General features: G+C 60.7%; 22 protein-coding genes. 19 read left to right on the forward strand and 3 right to left on the reverse strand.

What is annotated here, in order from left to right; all coding sequences use genetic code 11:
* Window positions 1–17: 17 nt before the first annotated feature.
* Entirely contained in the window at window positions 18–971 is a 954-nt protein-coding gene (locus tag AC1D06_RS09185) for a LysR family transcriptional regulator (RefSeq protein WP_477985979.1), read from the reverse strand.
* A 106-nt stretch (window positions 972–1,077) separates the two neighbouring features.
* Between AC1D06_RS09185 and AC1D06_RS09190 the strand changes: the two genes are divergently transcribed.
* From AC1D06_RS09190 to AC1D06_RS09210, 5 genes are all read left to right on the forward strand, one after another.
* Complete coding sequence (locus AC1D06_RS09190; protein ID WP_477985980.1) at window positions 1,078–1,920, forward strand: oxidoreductase; 843 nt, start codon at window positions 1,078–1,080, stop codon at window positions 1,918–1,920.
* A gap of 168 nt (window positions 1,921–2,088) precedes the next feature.
* Window positions 2,089–4,941 carry a [protein-PII] uridylyltransferase gene (locus AC1D06_RS09195; RefSeq protein ID WP_477985981.1) on the forward strand — a complete coding sequence of 951 codons (2,853 nt, stop codon included), beginning with the start codon at window positions 2,089–2,091 and terminating at the stop codon, window positions 4,939–4,941.
* Complete coding sequence (gene murJ, locus AC1D06_RS09200; protein WP_477985982.1) at window positions 4,938–6,533, forward strand: murein biosynthesis integral membrane protein MurJ; 1,596 nt, start codon at window positions 4,938–4,940, stop codon at window positions 6,531–6,533. Before AC1D06_RS09195 ends, murJ begins: the two co-directional genes overlap by 4 nt.
* Window positions 6,533–6,937 (forward strand): VOC family protein, encoded by a 405-nt coding sequence (locus AC1D06_RS09205; RefSeq protein WP_477875952.1) that lies wholly within the window; start codon window positions 6,533–6,535, stop codon window positions 6,935–6,937. Before murJ ends, AC1D06_RS09205 begins: the two co-directional genes overlap by 1 nt.
* 78 nt (window positions 6,938–7,015) lie before the next feature.
* Window positions 7,016–7,672 carry a TetR/AcrR family transcriptional regulator gene (locus tag AC1D06_RS09210; protein WP_477985983.1) on the forward strand — a complete coding sequence of 219 codons (657 nt, stop codon included), beginning with the start codon at window positions 7,016–7,018 and terminating at the stop codon, window positions 7,670–7,672.
* Here AC1D06_RS09210 and AC1D06_RS09215 read toward each other — a convergent pair.
* Window positions 7,659–8,588, reverse strand: a complete 930-nt coding sequence (locus AC1D06_RS09215; protein WP_477985984.1) for an AraC family transcriptional regulator — start codon at window positions 8,586–8,588, stop codon at window positions 7,659–7,661. The two genes, AC1D06_RS09210 and AC1D06_RS09215, sit on opposite strands and share 14 nt — an antisense overlap.
* A 133-nt stretch (window positions 8,589–8,721) precedes the next feature.
* Here AC1D06_RS09215 and AC1D06_RS09220 point away from each other — a divergent pair, with 133 nt between their 5' ends.
* From AC1D06_RS09220 to AC1D06_RS09275, 12 genes are all read left to right on the forward strand, one after another.
* Window positions 8,722–9,612, forward strand: a complete 891-nt coding sequence (locus AC1D06_RS09220; protein ID WP_477985985.1) for an SDR family oxidoreductase — start codon at window positions 8,722–8,724, stop codon at window positions 9,610–9,612.
* Between the two features lie 180 nt (window positions 9,613–9,792).
* Entirely contained in the window at window positions 9,793–10,857 is a 1,065-nt protein-coding gene (gene trpS, locus AC1D06_RS09225) for a tryptophan--tRNA ligase (RefSeq protein ID WP_477875956.1), read from the forward strand.
* Between the two features lie 72 nt (window positions 10,858–10,929).
* Complete coding sequence (locus AC1D06_RS09230) at window positions 10,930–11,421, forward strand: universal stress protein (protein WP_477875957.1); 492 nt, start codon at window positions 10,930–10,932, stop codon at window positions 11,419–11,421.
* Between the two features lie 137 nt (window positions 11,422–11,558).
* Window positions 11,559–12,122 carry a NifU family protein gene (locus AC1D06_RS09235; RefSeq protein WP_477985986.1) on the forward strand — a complete coding sequence of 188 codons (564 nt, stop codon included), beginning with the start codon at window positions 11,559–11,561 and terminating at the stop codon, window positions 12,120–12,122.
* A 13-nt stretch (window positions 12,123–12,135) separates the two neighbouring features.
* A complete protein-coding gene (gene tsaB / locus AC1D06_RS09240) occupies window positions 12,136–12,783 on the forward strand; it encodes a tRNA (adenosine(37)-N6)-threonylcarbamoyltransferase complex dimerization subunit type 1 TsaB (protein ID WP_477985987.1) in 648 nt (215 codons plus the stop codon).
* Between the two features lie 78 nt (window positions 12,784–12,861).
* A complete protein-coding gene (locus tag AC1D06_RS09245) occupies window positions 12,862–13,365 on the forward strand; it encodes a GNAT family N-acetyltransferase (protein WP_477875961.1) in 504 nt (167 codons plus the stop codon).
* A gap of 33 nt (window positions 13,366–13,398) precedes the next feature.
* Window positions 13,399–13,827, forward strand: a complete 429-nt coding sequence (locus AC1D06_RS09250; RefSeq protein ID WP_477875962.1) for a Fur family transcriptional regulator — start codon at window positions 13,399–13,401, stop codon at window positions 13,825–13,827.
* Window positions 13,824–14,633, forward strand: a complete 810-nt coding sequence (gene olsA, locus AC1D06_RS09255) for a lyso-ornithine lipid O-acyltransferase (RefSeq protein WP_477985988.1) — start codon at window positions 13,824–13,826, stop codon at window positions 14,631–14,633. The genes AC1D06_RS09250 and olsA overlap by 4 nt, the downstream gene beginning before the upstream one ends.
* A gap of 37 nt (window positions 14,634–14,670) precedes the next feature.
* Complete coding sequence (gene miaB / locus AC1D06_RS09260; protein WP_477985989.1) at window positions 14,671–16,053, forward strand: tRNA (N6-isopentenyl adenosine(37)-C2)-methylthiotransferase MiaB; 1,383 nt, start codon at window positions 14,671–14,673, stop codon at window positions 16,051–16,053.
* 55 nt (window positions 16,054–16,108) lie between these two features.
* Window positions 16,109–17,140: a PhoH family protein gene (locus AC1D06_RS09265; protein ID WP_477875965.1), complete on the forward strand. Its 1,032-nt coding sequence runs from the start codon at window positions 16,109–16,111 to the stop codon at window positions 17,138–17,140.
* A complete protein-coding gene (gene ybeY, locus AC1D06_RS09270; RefSeq protein WP_477985990.1) occupies window positions 17,140–17,661 on the forward strand; it encodes an rRNA maturation RNase YbeY in 522 nt (173 codons plus the stop codon). Before AC1D06_RS09265 ends, ybeY begins: the two co-directional genes overlap by 1 nt.
* Before the next feature lie 4 nt (window positions 17,662–17,665).
* Window positions 17,666–18,835, forward strand: coding sequence for a hemolysin family protein (locus AC1D06_RS09275; RefSeq protein ID WP_477985991.1), 1,170 nt, complete (start codon window positions 17,666–17,668; stop codon window positions 18,833–18,835).
* A gap of 11 nt (window positions 18,836–18,846) precedes the next feature.
* On the opposite strand, the gene AC1D06_RS09280 is transcribed toward AC1D06_RS09275, so the two are convergent.
* Complete coding sequence (locus tag AC1D06_RS09280) at window positions 18,847–19,254, reverse strand: hypothetical protein (protein ID WP_477875968.1); 408 nt, start codon at window positions 19,252–19,254, stop codon at window positions 18,847–18,849.
* A gap of 253 nt (window positions 19,255–19,507) precedes the next feature.
* On the opposite strand from AC1D06_RS09280, the gene AC1D06_RS09285 reads away from it, so the two are divergent.
* The gene (locus AC1D06_RS09285) at window positions 19,508–19,873 is read left to right on the forward strand and encodes a response regulator (protein WP_477985992.1); all 366 of its coding nucleotides are present in this window, start codon (window positions 19,508–19,510) and stop codon (window positions 19,871–19,873) included.
* A 289-nt stretch (window positions 19,874–20,162) separates the two neighbouring features.
* Window positions 20,163–21,947: a PhoX family protein gene (locus AC1D06_RS09290; protein WP_477985993.1), complete on the forward strand. Its 1,785-nt coding sequence runs from the start codon at window positions 20,163–20,165 to the stop codon at window positions 21,945–21,947.
* Window positions 21,948–21,961 lie beyond the last annotated feature (14 nt).

The following is a 21,961-nucleotide window of genomic DNA, read 5'->3' on the forward strand; positions in this document are numbered from 1 at the left end:
AAATTCATCGTAACAGCTTAAGAGCTCTTGGCCTCAAACTGGTTCTGGCTTGCCATCCACGTTCGATCCACTCTCGCTGTCAGCACTTCTTTCGCGACATCGATAAAGGCCCTGAGCTTCGGGGCCGTCGATGCTTTCCGTGGATAGTAGAGGAACAGGCCCGGCTCTTCGACGGCGTGTTCGGCGAGGACGACTTCGAGTCTGCCTACCTCGATCTCCTGCCGAGACAGCGGTTCCATTAAATAAGCGATTCCCACTCCGGCAAGGGCGAGTTCCTTGGCATAGGTCGCATCGGTGACAATCACCGTTCCCTTCGTTGCCACTTTGATATCTTTGCCGGCTTCCTCCAACTCCCAATCATAAAGCGCGCCCGAGGAAATCAGCCGGAAGCGGATGCAATTGTGATCCGAAAGATCGGCGATGCGTTTCGGCTCGCCCATGCGTGCCAGATAGGCCGGCGAGGCGACCATGATCATGCGGAAAGGCGGCGTCAGTCGCGTGGCGATCATGTCCTGCGCGATCATCTCGCCGAGCCGGACGCCGGCGTCGAAGCCGCTCGAAATGATGTCGATCGAGGCGTCTTCGCTGGCGATCTCGACAACGAGGTCCGGATGGCGGCGGCTCAGTTCTGCCAGCACCGGTGTGACGACGATGTCGAGCGCCGTGCGCGGGACGCTGAGCCTCAGATGCCCGGCGACAGTACCGGCATTCGACCGCAGCCGGTCGACCGCCTCGCCGATTTCGAGAAAAGCGTCGCCGACCGAGTCCATAAGGCTACGGCCGGCTTCCGTCAGTGCCACGCTGCGCGTCGTCCGGGCGAACAGGGGCTGACCAAGGCGCATCTCGATCTGGCGGATCGAGTGGCTGACGGCTGATGGACTCATGCCAAGTTCCGCAGCCGCGGCGGCAAAGCCACCACGGCGGGCGACGGAGAGAAAGACCGGAAAGTGAACGAGCAAATCTCTGTCCATTCATGAGCCATATCGCATAATCTATACGAATTGAACTGTCTTATCGTTGTCCGAACTTCCGCATAAGTTCCTCTCCAGCAGACAAGCTGAGCGAAGGAGACGACAAATGACTGCTCATATCCCTACATGGTTCATTACCGGCGCATCCTCGGGCTTCGGCCATGCCTTTGCCAACTACGCCCTGTCGAAAGGCTACAATGTCGGTGCCACGGCTCGCACGGTTGCGAAGCTTGGAGCATTGGAAGCCAAGGCGCCGGGCCGTGTTCTCGTTCACGAACTCGACGTGACGAAGCCGCACGACGCCAAGCAGGCGGTGGCCGCCGCCATTGAGCGTTTCGGCGGCATCGACGTGCTGGTCAACAATGCCGGCTATGCCATTGTCGGTGCGGCGGAGGAGACGCTCGAACATGAGTTGCGGGCGCTGATGGATACCAATTTCTTCGGCGCGGCCGCGGTCACGCAGGCTGCGCTGCCGCATATGCGGGCGAAGAAGAGCGGCGCGGTCGTGATGATTTCCAGCATGGGCGGCCAGATGTCCTTTGCCGGCGTCGGCGCCTACTCCGCCAGCAAATTCGCGCTCGAAGGCTATTCGGAGGCGCTGGTGCAGGAGGTTTCGAGCTTCGGTATCAAGGTACTGGTGGTCGAGCCGGGCGCCTTCCGCACCGCGCTGGTCAGCAGCTCGGAGCGATTCATGCCCGTGCACGACGATTATCGCGACGCGCTGTCCGGCGTGCGCAAAGCGATGCAAGAGATGGATGGCACCCAGGATGGCGACCCGCTGAAGGCGGCGGCGGCAATCGACAAAGCATTGGCGGCAGACAAGACACCGTTTCGGCTGCAGCTCGGCGGCGATGCGATCGATGCCATCCGCGACCACGCCAAGGCGTTGCTGGCCGACCTCGAAACCTGGGAAGCAGTCGGACGCGACACGCGCCTCGACCAGCATTGAGCAGCCTCTCCGCATCTCTTGTCTCGGGTCGGCGGGCGTCTTGCGACGCCCGCCGAATTTTTGGCCCAATCGCGTGGTGTTAAGCGCCGCGCAAACAATTTTCTGTATTTCGCTAAGGCTTCAGGCTATAGCCCCGGCATCCGGTGATTACCGGAGAGGAACTCTTTGATGCAGCAGAAGCAGGCCCTGGCGGAAAAGACCGAGACGGGCGATTCGGATATCCTCGACGTCGCGGCGTTCCAGGCCGGTGTTACGGCGATCGGCGCCAAATACAAGGCCGATCCGGAAGCGTCGCGCGCCGCCTTGCTCGCCTTTTTCCGCAGCACTAACCAGGAAGGTCGCGCAAAGGCGCACCAGATCCTCAACGAGGATGGGTCCGGCATGGGCTGCGCCCGGCGCATTTCCTGGCTGCAGGACCAGCTGCTGATGCAGGCCTTCGATTTCGCCACCCGCTATGTCTTCCCGTCAAGCTCGACCACGCTCTGCGTCACCGCCGTCGGCGGCTATGGCCGGGCGACGCTGGCGCCGGGCTCCGACATCGATCTGCTTTTCCTGCTGCCGGGCAAGCAGACCGCCTGGAGCCAGAAGGTGGTCGAGTTCATTCTCTACCTGCTCTGGGATATGGGCCAGAAGGTGGGACACGCGACGCGCACGGTCGAGGAATGCATCCGGCTTTCCAGGACCGACATCACCATCCGTACCGCGATCCTCGAAACCCGCTTTATCTGCGGCAATGTCGCGCTGAAGAAAGAACTCGAAACCCGCTTCGACAACGAGATTGTGCGCACCACCGCGGCCGAATTCGTTGCAGCAAAGCTTGCCGAGCGCGATGACCGGCACCAGAAATCCGGCAATACCCGCTATCTGGTCGAGCCGAACGTCAAGGAAGGCAAGGGCGGTATCCGCGACCTGCACACGCTGTTCTGGATTGCCAAATATTTCTATCGCGTCCACGACACAGCCGATCTCGTCCAGCTTGGCGTGCTGTCACGGACGGAATATCGGCTGTTCGAAAAGGCTGAGGATTTCCTCTGGGCGGTGCGCTGCCACATGCATTTCATCACCGGCAAGCCGGAGGACAGGCTGTCCTTCGACCTGCAATCGGATGTCGCCACCGCTCTCGGCTATAAGCCCCGACCTGGCCTGTCGGCCGTCGAACGCTTCATGAAGCATTATTTCCTCGTCGCCAAGGATGTCGGCGACCTGACGCGCATTCTTTGCGCCGCCTTGGAAGACGAGCAGGTGAAGGAACCGCATGGTCTGAGCGGCGTCTTCAGCCGCTTCGCCCATCGCCGCCGCAAGATCGCCGGTACACAGGATTTCGTCGAGGACAAGGGCCGTATCGATCTCAGCCGGCCCGACGTGTTCCAGCGTGACCCGGTGAACCTGATCCGCCTCTTCCACATCGCCGATCTGAACGGGTTGGAATTCCATCCGAACGCGCTCAAGCACGTCACCCGCTCGCTCGGGCTGATCAATGATACGCTGCGCAACAACGAGGAGGCCAATCGGCAGTTCCTCGCCATCCTGACGTCGCGGCGTGACCCGGAACTCATTCTCAGACGAATGAACGAAGCAGGCGTGCTCGGCCGTTTCATTCCGGAATTCGGTAAGATCGTCGCGATGATGCAGTTCTCGATGTATCATCACTATACGGTCGACGAACATCTGATCCGCGCCGTCGGCATTCTTTCCAGCATCGAAAAGGGCGAAGGCGCGGAAACGCATCCGCTGATCTCCGGCCTGATCAAGGGTATCGAAGATCGCGAGGCGCTCTATGTCGCCGTGCTCCTGCACGACATCGCCAAGGGCCGCCCGGAAGATCATTCGACCGCGGGCGCGAAAGTCGCGCGAAAACTCTGCCCGCGGTTCGGCATGACGCCGAAACAGACCGAAATGGTCGCCTGGCTGATCGAAGAACATCTTGTTATGTCGATGATGGCGCAGACGCGCGACCTCAACGACTGGAAGACGATCGCCGATTTCACCAGCAAGGTGCAATCGCTCGAACGGCTGAAAATGCTGCTGATCTTGACGGTCGCCGATATCCGCGCCGTCGGCCCCGGCGTCTGGAACGGCTGGAAAGGCCAGCTCTTGCGGATTCTCTATTATGAGGCGGAACTGGTGCTTGCTGGCGGCTTTTCCGAAAGCCCGCGCACCGAGCGCGCCCATATCGCCCGCGACCGGCTCGCCGACGCGCTGTCGGACTGGCCGGACAGCGAGCGCAACGCCTATGTGCGCATGCACTATCAGCCTTATCTGCTGTCGGTGCCGCTCGAAGACCAGATCCGGCATACCACGTTCATTCGCGATGCCGACCGCGAGGACAAGGCGCTCGCCACTATGGTGCGCACGGACAGTTTCCACGCGATCACGGAAATCACGGTGTTCGCGCCCGACCATCCGCGCTTGCTGGCGGTCATAGCCGGCTGCTGCGCCGCAGCGGGCGCCAACATCGCCAATGCGCAGATTTTCACCACCGCCTTTGGCCGGGCGCTCGACACGATCCATATCAGCCGGCAGTTCAAGGAAGATGCCGACGAATTGCGCCGCGCCGGCACGATTTCGAAAACGATCGAAGACGTGCTGTCCGGCAAACGCCGGCTGCCCGAAGTGATCGCCACGCGCACCAAGAACCGCAAGCAGGACAAGACCTTCGTCATCGCGCCGAGCGTGACGATCTCGAACATGCTGTCCAATAGGTTCTCCGTCATCGAGATCGAATGCCTCGACCGTCCGGGCCTGCTTTCCGATGTCACCTCGATGCTGGCCGACCTGTCGCTCGACATCACCTCGGCGCGCATCACCACATTCGGCGAGAAGGTGATCGACACCTTCTACGTCACCGACCTGACCGGCGAAAAGATCACCACCGATAATCGCCAGTCGCTGATCGCGGCACGGCTCAAGACCGTGATCGGCGACGGCAGCGACGACGGCGAGGCGCGGGTGGCGCCGGGCGTGGTGGCGCCGCTGTCTCCGAAGGGCCGGCTTGTGAAGAAACCGGCAGAGAACGAATGAGCCTCGTCAAGAAATTCATGACCGTCGGCGGTGCGACGCTGGGTAGCCGCGCTTTCGGCTTCGCCCGCGAAACACTGATGGCGGCAGCGCTCGGCACCGGGCCGATGGCCGACGCTTTCTACGCTGCCTTCCGCTTCCCCAATCTCTTCCGGCGCCTGTTTGCCGAAGGCGCGTTCAATGCCGCCTTCGTGCCGCTGTTTGCCAAGGAGATCGAGGGGGGCGGCAAAGAAGCTGCGAAGCGCTTCTCCGAAGAGGTGTTCGGCGTCCTCTTCACCATTCTGCTGCTGATCACCATCGTCATGGAACTGGCGATGCCGCTGATCGTGCGCACCATCATCGCGCCCGGCTTCGATTCGGCCAGCGAGAAATACGCCGTGACGGTGAAGCTCGCTGTCGTCATGTTCCCCTACCTGATGTGCATGTCGCTGACGGCAATGCTGTCGGGCATGCTCAATTCGCTGCATCACTATTTTGCTGCCGCCGTGGCGCCGATCTTCCTCAACGTGCTGATGATCGGCGCCCTTGGCTATGCGCTCTATACGCATGCCGACCCGTTGACGACCGCCTGGTATCTTTCCTGGGGCGTGTTGGGAGCGGGCCTTTTGCAGATGGGGGTGCTCTATGTCGGCGTGCTGCATGCCGGCATGACCATCGGCTTCCGGCGGCCGCGAATGACGCCGAATGTCAAGCGGCTGCTGGTGCTGGCTTTCCCCGCCGCGGTCACCGGCGGCATCACCCAGATCAACCAGATCATCGGCCAGATGATCGCCTCGACCAAGGAAGGCGCGATCGCCGCGCTGCAATATGCCGATCGTATCTACCAGCTGCCGCTCGGTGTCGTCGGCGTCGCTGTCGGCGTCGTGCTGCTGCCGGAACTGTCGCGGTCGCTTCGGGCCGGCTACCAGCGCGAAGCTTCCAACATCCAGAACCGCTCGATCGAATTCGTGCTGTTCCTGACGCTGCCGGCGGCCGTGGGCATCTGGATGCTGTCTGATGACATCATCCGCGTCGTCTACGAACACGGCGCTTTCAATCCGGAGATGACGACGCGCGTCTCGGCCATTCTCGCCATCTATGGCCTTGGCCTGCCCGGCTTCGTGATGATCAGGGCGCTTAATCCCGGTTTCTTCGCCCGTGAAGATACGAAGACGCCGATGCGCTTCACCACCTTCGCCGTGGTCTGCAATTGCATCGTCGCCGTGTCGCTCTTCCCCTTCTTCGCCGAGCGGGGCATCGCCACCGCCGAAGTGACCTCCGCCTGGATCTCGACCATCCTGCTCGGCACGACGCTGATCCGGCGCGGCCATCTGCATTTCGACAGAGCCTTTGTCAGCCGCATTATCCGGCTGGCGATTTCCGCCCTGATCATGGCCGTGGCCGTACACTATGCCGCTGCCTATGCCGACCAGTTCATCACCCGGCGTGCCGGTATTCTGCACGAGGTCGTCGGCGTGTTCGCGCTGATCGGGTTTGCCATGGTCGTCTATTTCGTTACGGCCTTCGCCATTGGCGGCGCCAGCGTCGGCATGCTTCGCCGTAACATCAAGCGCGGCGGCGGCACACCCGCACCGGCCACCGGCGGAGACGACTGATGCGCTCACTGTTCCTCGTCACTCTTGTCGTGCCGGATTATGACACGGCCATCGCCTGGTATCGCGACGTTCTCGGTTTTGCGCTCGCGGTCGATGATCCGCTCGGTGACGGCAAGCGCTGGGTGGTGATGAAGCCTGATCCGGTGGCCGGCGCCGGCATCCTGCTCGCCCGTGCCGGTGACGACGAAGAGACGAAGGCCATCGGCAACCAGACGGGCGGTCGTGTCAGCTTCTTCCTCCAAACCGACGACTTTGCCCGCGACCATGCGCTCTATCGCTCGCGCGGCGTCGAATTCATCGAGGAACCGCGGCATGAGGATTACGGCACCGTTGCCGTGTTCAAGGATGTGTTCGGCAATTTCTGGGACCTGATCGAGCACAGGCGACAGGCATCGTCCAACTGATAAAACCCTTGTGATCTTGCGAAAATCGCGATTTCCAAGCTCCGGTTTTCATGCCAAACCGGACATATGGAAAAGCGATTGCTGAACAAGGACCACGCAACGGCAACCCGTCGCAATCTTCCGGCCGAGGAACGGCGGCGCTTGCTGCTCGATGCAGCGATCGATATTTTCTCAGAAAAAGGTCTCGGCATCACCGTGCAGGAGCTGGCTGACCGCGTGAAAGTCACGCAGCCGCTGGTACACCGTTATTTCCCGACCAAGGCGGACCTGATCGCCGCTATCCGCGATTCGATCCAGAATGCCCATTGGGACCCGCAATGGCGGCTCATCCTGACCGACCGGACGCGTCCGCTCGCCGACAGGATCGTCGGCTTCTACGAGCAATATCTGCCACAAATCTATGTCGACCGATGGTATCGCGGTTTCTGGTATGCCGCCCTCGACGATCCGTCTTTCGCACAAGCCTATCTCAGCCATGTGGAGAGCGAACTTTTCACCGCGCTGATCGGCGAAGTGCGGGCGCAATTCGGCTATCCGGGCTTCGACGAGATTGCGATTTTCGAGCGCGAGTTGGAACTGGTCTGGGGCATGCATTCGACCAATATCTTCGTCGGCATCCGCCGCTATGTCTATCACACGAAGGTGTCCGGCGACCTGCCGATGATCGTCAAAGACCAGATGCGTGCCTATCTGGCGATCGCACCGCAGGTGCTGTCGGAACTCATGCCGCGATAGTATTGGGCGTGGCGCGACCATATTGCCGTGGCGAGCAGCCCATCCGCTTCTTGAACGCGGTGCTGAAGGCGCTTTCCGATTCATAGCCGAGCGACAGCGCAATGGTCGAGACCGGCTCGCTGCCATTGGTCAATCGATCGCCGGCAAGCAGCATCCGCCAGTTCATCAGATATTCCATCGGCGGTTTGCCGACCTTTTCCTTGAATTTCAGCGCATAGGTCGAGCGCGACATGCAGGCGCGTTCGGCGAGCGCCTCGAGTGTCCAGCGATGGGCGGGATCGTCGTGCATGGCCTTGATCGTCGCGCCGATCTGCTTGTCCGCAAGCGCGAAGAGCCAGCCGACGCCACCCTTCTCGCCTTCGGCCAGATGCATGCGGAGTGCCTGCACCAGCATCATATGCGCGAGATGCTCGACGACGAGGAAACCGCCGGGCTGCTGTTCGCGCAATTCCTGCATCATCCGCTCCATCGACCAGCGCAGCGCAGACTGACCCGGCTGGTCGTTGTGGATATGGACGATGGGCGGCAGCACCCTCAGCAGGATATCGGCGTTTTCGCCCCCAACGGCAAAGCGGCTGCTGATCAGCGAAAAATCACCGCCGCCGTTATAGGTGACGACACCGTCACGTCGCGCCAATGAAAATACGGCTGCCGCCTCGACGGTCGGGACGGACAAATCCGAAGCCATACAGAACGGCCGTCCGCTGGGCAGAATGAAGCAATCTCCGGCTGTCAGCAGAACCGGCTCAGGCACGTTTTCCACTGAGAGCCAGCATTGTCCCGACACGATAGCGCCGGTTTTGATGCTCTTCTGTTGATCTGGAAACTGCACCGACCATGGGCCTGCAGCGTCGAAGACGGCAGAAAGGTAATTTCTGGGCTTCAGCAAGGATAGGACGTCTGAAAGGGGATCCATAAGCTTCTCCGGACGATCTCGAAGATAATCGAGACGCTACAGCATAGATCRTATCGGCTCAATCGCTTATCAACTCCGCAGCGGCCGGATGAAGCGGCCCATCCATTCCAATGCGAGAGAAGGAGAAGTCGTGATGCGAGTCTTCGTCACGGGTGCCAGCGGTTTTGTCGGTTCGGCGGTGGTCCAGGAGCTTCTGGGCGCGGGTCATGAGGTCTTGGGCATGGTACGGTCGGATGCGGCGGCCGAAAAACTGGCCGCCGCCGGTGCCAAGGTGCATCGGGGTGAACTCACAGATCTCGACAGCTTGCGGAGCGGCGCGAAGGATGCCGATGGCGTGATCCACACCGCGTTCATCCATGATTTTTCGAAATTCAAGGAAAATTGCGAGATCGACAGCGCTGCGATCGACGCGCTGGGCGATGCATTGGCCGGCTCGGGCCGGCCGCTGATCGTGACCTCGGGGACAGGGCTCCTGACACCTGGTCAATTGGTGACCGAGGACACGCTGGCCCCGCCTCCGAATGCCATCCCGCGCGTCTCGGAACAGACGGTCTTCGCCCAGTCCGCGAAAGGCGTCAAAGCCATGGCCGTCCGCCTGCCGCCCTCGGTGCATGGCGTCGGCGACCACGGCTTCGTACCCCTGCTGATCGGCATAGCCCGTGAGAAAGGTGCTGCCGCCTATATCGACGAAGGAGAGAATGTCTGGCCGGGCGTGCATCGCCTCGACGCGGCGAAAGTCTATCGGCTGGCGCTGGAGAAGGGCACGGCGGATAGCCGCTATCATGCGGTCGAGGGAGAGGGCGTACCGTTCAGGCAGATCGCCGAAGTCATCGGCCGCAGGCTGGGTGTGCCGGTGCTGGGCAAGTCGAAAGAGGAGGCTGCCGACTATTTCGGTTGGTTCACCCACTTCGCGATGATCGACAATCGTGCTTCGAGCGAAAAGACCCGCCAGGTGCTCGGCTGGCAGCCGACCCAGCCGGGCCTGCTCGCCGACATCGACCAACCGGCATATTTCCAGGTTTGATCGGTCCAAATAGGCGTTTGAATATCAAAAATTGGAGGTCGGCAAACGCCGGCCTCCTGCATTTTCTTTCTCCCGCAATATCCTCTTGATCCCGTCTTCGCTGACGTGCATAAGCCCGCGCGTTAGCAACATGGGCCGTTGGCCCTGGGGCCCTCCACCAGCCTAACCGAGGACATTCCTATGGGTGAATTCAAGAAACTCGTCTTTTCCGGCGTGCAGCCGACCGGCAACCTGCATCTCGGCAATTATCTCGGCGCCATCCGCAAGTTCGTGGCGCTGCAGGACGGCAATGACTGCATCTATTGCGTCGTCGACCTGCACTCGCTGACCGCACAGCTCGTGCACGACGACCTGCGCGGCCAAATCCGCGCCATCGCCGCCGCCTTCATCGCCTCCGGCATCGATCCGGAAAAGCATATCGTCTTCAACCAGTCGGCCGTGCCGCAGCATGCCGAGCTCGCCTGGGTGTTCAATTGCGTCGCCCGCATCGGCTGGATGTATCGCATGACGCAGTTCAAGGACAAGGCCGGCAAGGACCGCGAGAATGCCTCGCTCGGCCTGCTCGCCTATCCCAGCCTGATGGCGGCTGACATTCTCGTCTATCGCGGCACCCATGTGCCCGTCGGCGACGACCAGAAGCAGCACCTTGAGCTCGCCCGCGACATCGCCATGAAGTTCAATCTCGACTATCAGGATCATATCCGCAAGGCCGGCCTCGGCACGGATATCGTCGTCGGCGAGGAGAAGATCCATGCCTATTTCCCGATGGTCGAGCCACTGATCGACGGTCCGGCGCCCCGCGTCATGAGCCTGCGCGACGGCACCAAAAAAATGTCGAAATCCGATCCGTCGGACCTGTCGCGCATCAACCTGCTCGACGATCCCGAGGAGATTTCGAAGAAGATCCGCAAGGCCAAGACCGACCCCGACGGCTTGCCATCAGAGATCGAAGGCCTCGCCGGGCGTCCGGAAGCCGAAAACCTCGTCGGCATCTATGCTGCGCTCGCCGACAAGACCAAGGCCGACGTGCTCGGCGAATTCGGCGGCCAGCAGTTCTCGGTGTTCAAGCCGGCGCTGGTTGATCTCGCCGTCAGCGTTCTCGCGCCGATCACCGCCGAAATGCGGCGGCTGATGGACGACACGAGCCATATCGACGCCATTCTCAAGAAGGGCGGCGAGCGGGCTGGCGAGCGGGCTGAAGTCGTGATGAACGAAGTCAAAGACATCATCGGATTTCTCCGCTAAGAATCGGATGACAACTCCGCCGCAGCACGATGCGGCGGAGTGAATTCCGGGTTTACGGGAGACATCCGGCACATGGTTTCCAAAAGACAGTCACGGCTCGAAGGCCACCGCCGCAAATTCATGGCGGTGATCGACAACACGCCGGAATGTGCCCGCGCCGTGCGCTACGCCGCCATGCGCGCCAAGAATTCCGGCGGCGGCGTGGTTTTGATCTATGTGATCGCCGATGCCGACTTCAACCAGTGGATCGGCGTCGGCGAAATCATGCGCGCCGAGGCCCGCGAGGAGGCCGAAACGGTGACCTCCAAGGTCGCCCAGCAGGTGCGCGAGGCAGTCGGCATCGAGCCGGAACTCGTCATCCGCGAGGGTAAGGCGACCGAGCAGATCATGCAATTGATCGAGGAGGATCGCGATATCGCCATCCTCGTGCTCGCCGCCAGCGCCGCCAAGGAAGGCCCAGGCCCGCTCGTCTCCTCTGTGGCGGGACGCGGCACTGCCTTCCCGATCCCGGTCACCATCGTGCCGGAAACACTGACGGATGAAGAGATCGACGCGCTGGCGTGACAATATCGTGCTGTCGAAGCCGAAATCTTGACGCCGATTCACCTCTTTTACTCTTGCGACCTCCAGCCAAACAGCCTATTTGTTTTTGAACAATTCTAAATCCGACGGCCTTGACCCGCCTGGACATGGAGAGACCGATGTTCATTCAGACCGAATCCACGCCGAATCCGCAGACGCTGAAATTTTTGCCCGGCAAGGTCGTGCTGGAAAACGGCACCGCCGATTTCCGTTCCGCTGACGATGCCGAAGAGTCGCCGCTGGCCGAACGGCTGTTCGCCATCCGCGGTGTCACCGGCGTGTTCTTCGGCTATGATTTCGTCACCGTCACCAAGGACGATACCGACTGGCAGCACCTCAAGCCGGCGATCCTCGGTTCGATCATGGAACATTATATGTCCGGCGCCCCGATCATGGGCGGGTTGTCGGGCAAGACGGCAGCAGAGAGTGAAGACGAGTTCTTCGATCCGGCGGATGAAACCGTGGTCGCCACGATCAAGGAACTCCTGGAATCACGCGTGCGTCCGGCCGTCGCCCAGGATGGCGGCGACATCACCTTCAAGGGTTACAAGGACGGCAAGGTGTTCCTCAACATGAAGGGCGCCTGCTCCGGTTGCCCGTCGTCGACGGCGACACTGAGGCACGGCGTGCAGAATCTGTTGCACCATTTCATTCCGGAAGTGCGGGAAGTCGAGGCCGTCTGATCGACGGAATTTTATGCGCCTGCTGGTGATCGACACGTCCGGGCCGGAATGCGCGGCCGGCATTTTTGATGCCGGCGCAGCACACATGCTTGCGCTCCAGTCCGAGACGATCGGCAAGGGTCATGCGGAAATCCTGCCGGGAATGATCGAGGCTGCGGCACGTGAGGCCGGGCTGCCGCTCAAGGCACTAGACCGCATTGCGGTGACGATCGGCCCGGGTTCGTTCACCGGCATTCGCGTCGGCGTGGCGATGGCGCGCGGGCTCGCTCTGCCGCTCGGCATTCTGGCGGTCGGCGTCACGACGCTGTCGGTTGTCGCAGAGCCGATGCTGGGCCGGGAAAAGCCGGTGCTGGCGCTGATCGATGCCCGGCGCGAGGAACTCTACGCGCAGCTTTTCGCCGGCGACGGCTCGGCGCGCGGTGAGCCGCAAGCCTTGCATTATGATGAAGTGCTGAGGCTGGCTGCAGAAACAGACGCAATGCTGGCGGGATCGGGCGCTTTGATCCTGAGCGGTGCAGCCTCGCCGCAGATCGACATGATCCCGCTCGATATCGTCGCCAGGATCGGCGCGCGGCTTGCGGCTGACGTCAAAGCCAGCCCGCTCTATATCCGCGGCGCTGATGCGAAGCCGCAAACAGGTTTCGCAGTGCAACACGCATAAGTTCTGAGGAATCATAGAGATTCTTCAATCTTTTGCGGTCATAGTGAAGGAACTGCATTCTTTTTGACGGAAACGCCCATGAATCCGGTCTCGTTGCTTGAAAGCTTCTTCACCCGCAAGGTGGAATTCGATGTTTTCGCCGCGGATGCCTCGGATTGCCGGGATTTCTCGCAACTTCACGGCGAACGCTTCTATCGCGGCTGGGGTGATGGAGAATTTCACTCCCTGCTCGGCCAGTCCAACGTCTTCGGTTTCAGCGCCCGAATCACCTCCGGCGTGCCGGGTCTGGGCGGATTCGTTCTGGCGCGCGAAGCGGCCGGGGAGGCGGAAATCCTGACGATTGTCGTCTCCGACAAATATCCGCGGCAGGGCCTCGGCTGGCGGCTGATGCTTGCTGCAATGCGGGAGATTCGCGCCCGCGGCGGCGAGACCCTTTTTCTCGAAGTCGACGAGGGCAATGACGCTGCGATCGGCCTCTACCGCAAGCTTGGTTTCAAGCAGGTGGCCGAGCGTAAGGGCTATTATAACGACGGTCGGGGTCGGAAATCCACGGCGCTTGTCATGCGGCTTGATCTCCGCTAGTCCCTCATCGAACGAAGTTTAGGGAATGCCGAGATGGCGGACATCACGCGGACGCTTGAGGAAATTTGTGCTGAACGCGGGCTGCGGATGACCGACCAACGCCGTGTGATTGCCCGCATCCTGCAGCAGTCGACGGACCATCCCGATGTTGAAGAACTCCACAAACGCTCGTCCGACGTTGATCCGCGGATTTCCATCGCCACCGTCTATCGCACGGTCAAACTGTTCGAGGATGCCGGCATTATCGAGCGGCATGATTTCCGCGAGGGCAGGTCGCGTTACGAGACCGTGCCGGACGAGCACCATGACCATCTCATCGATTTGAAGAGCGGCCGGGTGATCGAATTCCACTCCGCCGAAATCGAAGCGCTGCAGGAAAAGATCGCCCGCGAACACGGCTTCAAACTGGTCGACCACCGGTTGGAACTCTATGGCATTCCGCTTGCTAAGGACGAAAAGTGATCGCCAGGATTCGCATCATCCTTGCGATCACGTTGCTGGTCGTCGTCAGCGTGATCCTGTTTCCGATTCATCTGCTGTTCCTGTGGCTAAAGCATCCTTGGCGCGTGCGCATGCCGCGCTACTGGCACCGCATCGCGCTCAAGCTGATCGGTGTCAGGGTGACGACGCGCGGCGTGCTCGAACGGCGCCGGCYGCTGATGCTGGTCGCCAACCATTCCTCCTGGCTCGATATCCTGGTGCTGGCTTCGGTGGCCGATGTTGCCTTCGTCGCCAAGATCGAGGTGCGCGACTGGCCAGTCTTCGGCATCCTGGCGCGGCTGCAGCGCTCGGTTTTTGTCGTGCGCGAGCAGAAGCGCAAGAGCCAGGAGCAGGCCAACGAGATCGCCGACCGGATGAATGCCGGCGAGATCGTCGTGCTCTTCCCGGAAGGCACGACGTCGGACGGCAACCGCCTCTTCCCGACAAAATCAACGCTGTTTGCCGCGGCGACATCGGCGGTTGCCAGTTCGATAGAAGGCCGGGTCTTCGTCCAGCCTGTGGCCGTTGCCTATACCAGAATTCACGGAATGCCGATGGGCCATTACCACAGGCCGGTTACCGCCTGGCCGGGCGATGTGCCGCTGATGCCGCATCTGATCGGCGTGCTGGAGACCGGCGCTCTCGACGTGGAGGTCAGCTTCGGCAAACCCATCGAGGTGACGACGGCGACCAACCGTAAGATGCTTGCCCAGACCGCCGACGACGAGATCCGCGACATGCTCGAACGATCGCTACACCCCACGCCTCGAGCAAGCTCTGAAGATTAGACTTCATTTGCCGGCCTACATGATCTAAAGAGCCGCAATGGACCAGATCGTTGCAGAAAACATCAGCCAGACGCGGGCGAATACCAAGAAGGTGTTCGTCAAGACTTATGGCTGCCAGATGAATGTCTATGACAGCCAGCGCATGACCGATGCGCTGTCGGAGAGCGGCTATCAACCGACCGACACGGTCGAGGACGCCGATCTGGTGCTGATCAACACCTGCCACATCCGCGAGAAGGCGGCGGAAAAGGTTTATTCCCAGCTCGGCCGATTGCGCAAGCTCAAGGAAGAGCGGGCATTGCAGGGCAAAGAGATGATGGTCGGCGTCGCAGGCTGCGTGGCGCAGGCCGAAGGCGCCGAAATCGCCCGCCGCGCACCGGTGGTCGATGTCATCATCGGACCGACCACCTATCACCGCCTGCCGGACGCTATCGCGCGGGCTCGCAATGGCGAGCGGGTGATCGAAACGGACTATGCCGTCGAGGACAAGTTCGAATATCTGCCGCAGATCAATCGCGAGAAGACGCTCGCCCGCGGTGTGTCGGCTTTCCTGACGGTGCAGGAAGGCTGTGACAAATTCTGCACTTTCTGCGTCGTGCCCTATACACGCGGCTCGGAAGTGTCGCGGCCATTGACGCAGTTGGTCGAGGAAGCCAAGAAGCTTGTCGATGCCGGCGTGCGCGAGGTGACGCTGCTCGGCCAGAACGTCAATGCCTGGCACGGCCACGGGCCGAAGGGCGAGGCCTGGGGCCTCGGTGACCTGCTCTATCACCTGGCTGATATGCCCGGCATCGAGCGGCTGCGCTACACGACCAGTCATCCGCGCGACATGGATGAGCGGCTGATCCATGCGCATCGCGACCTCCGAAAGCTGATGCCCTATCTGCACCTACCGGTGCAATCCGGCTCGGATCGTATCCTCAAGGCAATGAACCGTCGTCATACGGCGGCCGAATACATCGCGCTGATCGACAAAATCCGTGCTGTGCGGCCGGATATCGCGCTGTCGGGTGATTTCATCGCCGGTTTCCCCGGCGAGACCGATGCGGATTTCGAGGCTACGCTGAAGCTGGTCGAGACGATCGGCTATGCCTCCGCCTTCTCGTTCAAATATTCGGCCCGTCCCGGTACGCCTGGCGCCGAGATGAAAGACCATGTGCCGGAACAGGTCAAATCCGAGCGGCTCGAACGGCTGCAGGCGCTGCTGATGGCACAACAGACTGCCTTCCAGCAGTCACTGGTCGGCCAGACGGTCGAAGTGCTTGTTGAAAAACCCGGCCGATTCGACAATCAGATGGTTGGCCGTAGCCCATGGCTGCTTCCTGTGATAATTGATGCAAAAGATACAAGAATTGGTGCCATAATCATGGCACGAATCACGAAGGCCGGATCCAACAGTTTGCACGCGGAGATCGCATGAACACCTATGGATGGCCTATTGAAAGGAGCAAGACGGTTTGAGCAGACCCGAATTGATGTCTTCTACCGAGCGCCAGCCAATCCGGACTCCGGCAGACGCCAATCACTTCGTTCTGACCTTCGATAACAACCGTCTCGCCAGCGAGCTGTTCGGCCAGTACGATCAAAACCTCAAGCTCATAGCCGAACGGCTCAGCGTGGATGCGCGGCCGCGCGGCAATACGGTGTCGCTGACCGGCGAGCTCAATGCCATCAACATGGCTCGGAAGACCCTCGACCATCTCTATGACCGGCTACAGAAGGGCGGCACGATCGAGCCGTCCGATGTCGAAGGTGCGATCCGTATGGCGCAGGCGACCGACGACCAGCTCGTCTTCCCGGCGCTGGAGAAAAAGGCAAAGCTCACGATGAGCCAGATTTCCACCCGCAAGAAGACGATCGTGGCGCGGACGCCGAACCAGGACGTCTATATGCGGGCGCTAGAGCGTTCCGAACTGGTCTTCGGCGTTGGCCCGGCCGGTACCGGCAAGACCTATCTCGCTGTCGCGCATGCCGCACAGCTTCTCGAACGTGGCGCCGTCGACCGCATCGTGCTGTCGCGGCCGGCGGTCGAGGCCGGCGAGCGGCTGGGCTTCCTACCCGGCGACATGAAGGAAAAGGTCGATCCCTATCTGCGTCCGCTCTATGACGCGCTTTATGACATGATGCCGGGCGACAAGGTCGAACGCGCCATCACCGCAGGCGTCATCGAGATCGCACCGCTGGCTTTCATGCGCGGCCGCACGCTTGCCAACGCCGCCATCATCCTTGATGAAGCACAGAACACCACGTCGATGCAGATGAAGATGTTCCTCACGCGTCTCGGCGAGAATGCGCGCATGATCGTCACCGGCGATCCGAGCCAGGTCGACCTGCCGCGCGGGGTGAAATCCGGCCTGGTCGAGGCGCTGCAGATCCTCAATGGCGTCGAGGGCATTTCCGTCGTTCGCTTCAAGGATGCCGACGTTGTGCGTCATCCGTTGGTCGCCAAGATCGTTCGCGCCTATGATGCCGAGGGTGCACTCGGCAATGGTGGCTACGAATCCTGATGTCTGAGACGTCCAGACTGGATCTCCAGCTCGCCGTCGAGGCGGGCAAATGGCCGCCGGAAGACGAGTTGCAATCTTTCTCTGCGCGTGTGCTGGAAAGGGCCGCCGACTTCCTCGCCGACGAAGTCAAGCAGCCCTTTCCCAAGACGCCGGTTGAAATTTCGCTGGTCTTCACCAGCGACGAGGATATAAAGGCGATCAACGCGGAATGGCGGGGACAGGACAAGCCGACGAATGTGCTGTCTTTCCCGGCTTTTCCGCTGGAGCCCGGCGGCAAGCCGGGTCCGATGCTGGGTGACATCATCCTTGCCGAGGAAACTTTACGACGCGAAGCCCTTGACCTCGGCAAGCCGTTTGACGATCATCTGACACATCTTCTGGTGCATGGCTTCCTGCACCTGTTTGGTTACGACCATATGGACGACGAGGAAGCAGCGGTCATGGAAGGCTTGGAAATCCGCATACTGGCGGAACTCGGCCTCGACGATCCCTACGGGGACGATGACCAGATAACAGTTTGAGGCGATGAGCGACTTTTCCACACGGCCGAGCGAGACGGCACATCATTCTCCGGCCCATAACGGCGCCGACGACGGCAGCACGTCTACCAAAGGCGACAGTACCACCGGGCCCAGATCGTCGATCTGGGCAAAGGTGTCGCGGCTGCTGCGTCCCCATTCCGCCTCGACCTTGCGGGAAGACCTTGCCGATGTGCTCGCCACCGAGGAAAGCGCGGGCAGCGATTTTTCTCCGATCGAACGGGCGCTGCTCGGCAATCTCCTGCGTTTCCGCGAAGTGCGTGTCGAGGATGTCATGGTGCCGCGCGCCGAGATCGAGGCCGTCGACCAGGATACGACCATCGCCGAACTGGCGCTGCTGTTCAACGAGACCGGCCGTTCGCGCATGCCCGTCTATGCCGAGACACTCGACGATCCCAAGGGCATGGTGCATATCCGCGACCTCATGGGATACATGATCAAGGAAGGCCGCAACCGCCGCCGTTCAACGCCCAAGGCCGCGGCGCCTGCGACCGTGACAGACGGCACCGTGCCGTTGCCGGCACCGAAGCCGAGCAAGGCGAAGCCCTTCGACCTCTCCCGCGTCAATCCGGATGTGACGATCGCCGAAGCCGGCGTTATCCGCCCCGTTCTGTTCGTGCCGCCGTCCATGCTTGCCTCCGAACTGATGGCCAAGATGCAGGCGGAGCGGACGCAGATGGCGCTCGTCATCGACGAATATGGCGGCACCGATGGCCTTGCCTCGCTCGAAGACATCGTCGAAATGCTGGTCGGCGACATCGAAGACGAGCACGACGACGAAGAGGCGATGTTCACCCGCCAGCCCGACGACATCTGGGTCGCCGATGCGCGCGTCGAACTCGAGGAGATCGCCAAGGCGATCGGCCCGGATTTCGACGTTTCCGGCCAGATGAACGAAGTCGATACGCTGGGCGGTCTGATCTTCGCCGAACTCGGCCGCATCCCGGCGCGCGGCGAAGTGGTCCAGGCCGTGCCCGGCTTCGAATTCCATGTGCTCGACGCCGATCCACGCCGGATCAAGAAGGTGAGGATCACCCGCAAGCGCACGCCGGTCCGCCGCCGCACGCCGAAGGAAGAGGGCGAGAGCGAAGCCGAAGTCGGCTCGGAATCTGAGGCCGCAGCTGTGCCGGCTTCAGAAAAGGGCTCGGATATTTGAGCCCCTGAGCCTCACGCCCGGATATCGAGCACGCGATTGCGATGCTTCGGATGCGTCGAATAGACGAAGATGCGGTCCAGGTCGCGGTCCGGCATCATGCTCAGGAAGCGCACCTCGATCGTATTATTGGCGTTGACGCGCATCAGCGTGCAGCCGACGCGGTTGACCTTGGCATCGGGGACGTCGAGATAGAACTGCTTCGGCAGGCTGAACTTGGTGTTGATGGCAAGGATGGCGCCGCTCTTCGAAATGGCGATCAGGTCGCAGCGGCGGGCTGCAAGATTCTTCACCGCATTTTCAGTATATTCGATGCGCGCCGCATTCATCGTCTCTTCCATGGCAAACCGCTTTTCGCGGTCGTACATGAAGGACTCTTCCTTGCTCAGATAGTTCGGCTTGGGTGAGGTTCCGGGTTCCATGGTTGTCCCTCCAAATTCACGCAAACCATGGTAGGAAGAGAAGGCTAAAAATGAATTGACGCGATGCGTTTTTGAAACATGTCAAGTTGACTGCCGTCTTTCAGGCTTAACAAACCGCTAGTCTGCCGGCCGCAATGATACAGAGGCGGGTCGCCGCGAGGTAATAAAACAATTTACTGGACTTAATGACCGGCCTCAGTGTTTATCTCCACGTCCGCGGCTGATTTTGAGACGCGAAAACAGGAATTTGTGAATGACGACCGCTTTGGATCAACTCAAAGGCAAGCATGTTCTGGTCGTCGAGGACGAGTTCCTGATCGCCGAAACAATGTGCCTCGACCTTGAAAATGCCGGCGCAATCGTCGTCGGTCCGGTGCCGACGGTAGCACGCGCATTGTCGCTGCTGCAATCGCGCCAGGTCGATGCAGCGCTTTTGGACATCAAGCTCAATGAAGAGACATCGATATCGATCGTCAACGATCTTTCCAGGCGCGCCATTCCCTATGTCTTCGTTTCGAATATAAACCCTTCAGAATTGCCGCCGCGCTTTCGCGAGGCGCTTGTCGGCAAGCCTGCCGAAATAACCGTCATTGCCCGAGCGCTTTTCCGGGGCGAATAGTCTTATCGGCGGCGCATATCCAGCCTGGTACCCGTTCGAACGCCCGACCTTTTTCCCGCCCGCACCCGTTCGGCTTTGAACGGGATGCATGATTGCCGTAGCGGCTCGAAGGCCGCGACGACCGGCAGGTAGCCGCACGCGCGGTCGTGATTGATTGTTGAATATGACGAATTTGCTATAAGCGTGCTGTGTCCGTCACATCGCTGTCAGGTGACCAGCCTAACCTGTCACAAGCTTGCGTTTTATCAAGCAGTACTGAACCTTCAGCAACCGTCAGGGATCCACGACGATGATCAGAACCATGTTGCTCGCCACGACGGCAGCCATCGCGCTGTCCGCTAGCCATGCCAACAGCTTCGCCGCCGAATCGATGACCTTCACTGGCATCGAAGCGCCGGTCACGGACAAGGAGAAGCGCGAAGTCCGCGCCACCGCCGCGGTCACGGTCGACGGCAAAGCCGCCAGGATCGGCTTCACGCCGCTCGTCCGTTCCGGCGACAAGATTGGCGACGGCACGTTCGGCCTCATTCTCGATCAGTCCGGCAAGCCGATCCTAGGCAATGACGGGGCGCCGATGATTTCCAACGCCACGGACTTCTCCTCCATCCTGCAGAAGGACGGCAAACTCTACGTCGTTTCGCATTTCGAGACGCGGCCGGCGGCAATCTATGTCACGGAGGTCGCCAAGGATGGCGACAGCGGCGAGCTCAAGGCGGTCAAGACATCGCCGGTCGATTTTGCCGAATTCGGCGGTCTCTGGGTTCCCTGCGCAGGTTCCGTCACGCCCTGGGGCACGCATCTCGGCAGCGAGGAATATGAGCCGGACGCCGAAGTGATCGAAACGACCGCCACGCTTTCCAAGCTCGACAATTATGCCAAGCCGATGGCGCTTTATTTCGGCTATGACGCGATGAGCGCGTCCGCCGACATGGACGGCTTCCGCAAAGTCTTCAACCCCTACCGCTACGGCTTCATCACCGAAATCTCCGTTGATGATTCCGGCAAGGGCACGGCTGTGAAGCACTATGCCATGGGCCGCTTCTCGCATGAACTCGGCTATGTCATGCCTGACCGGAAGACGGTCTACATGACCGATGACGGCACCAATGTCGGCCTGTTCCGCTTCGTCGCCGACGAGGCAGGCAAGCTTGATTTGGGCCATCTCTATGCCGCCAAGTGGGAGCAGACGAGCGCCGAGAACGGCGGTGCCGCCAATCTCATCTGGGTCGATCTTGGCGGCGGCAAATCGGCCGATGTCAAGGCGCTCATCGACAAGGACACCAAGTTCTCCGATATTTTTGCAACCGCCAAGATGGGTGATGATGGCCAATGTCCTGCAGGCTTCACCGGTTCTTCAGCCAATGGCGTCAAGGAATGCCTGAAGGTCAAGGACGGCATGGAGTTCGCCGCCTCGCGCCTCGAAACCCGACGCTATGCCGCGATCAAGGGCGCCACGACAGAAATCCGCAAGGAGGAGGGCGTCACCTACGATCCGGACCACCATCGTCTCTATATCTCGATCAGCGAGATCGCCAACGGCATGGAAGACATGTCCAAGAAGGGCAAGGCGGCCAAGAATTTCGACCTGCCGTCGGCCAACCACATCAAGGTGGCCTATAATGAATGCGGTGGGGTCTATTCGCTCGATCTCGACAAGGATTTCGTCGCCACCAACATGAAGGCGATGATCACCGGCAAGCCGACGAAATATCCGGACAGCAGCCCGTTCGCCGGCAATACCTGCGACATGGACGGTCTCGCCAACCCTGACAACCTCACCTATGTGCCGGGGCACAACACGCTGATCATCGGCGAAGATACCGAAAGCGGCCACCAGAACGATGCCATCTGGTCGATGGACCTCGACACCAAGAAGCTGACCCGCATCGAGACGACCCCCTACGGCTCGGAAACGACCTCGGTCTATATCTATCCGAACGTCCAGGGTCATGCCTATCTGATGAATGTCGTCCAACATCCGTATGGCGAATCGGACGAGGACAAACTCCGTTCGCCGGCCGATTCCAAGGCCTATATGGGCTATATCGGCCCGATGCCGGCGCTCGCGGATTGATCCGGAGACAGGTC

The sequence above is a fragment of the Rhizobium sp. P2_G2 genome (assembly GCF_056403555.1).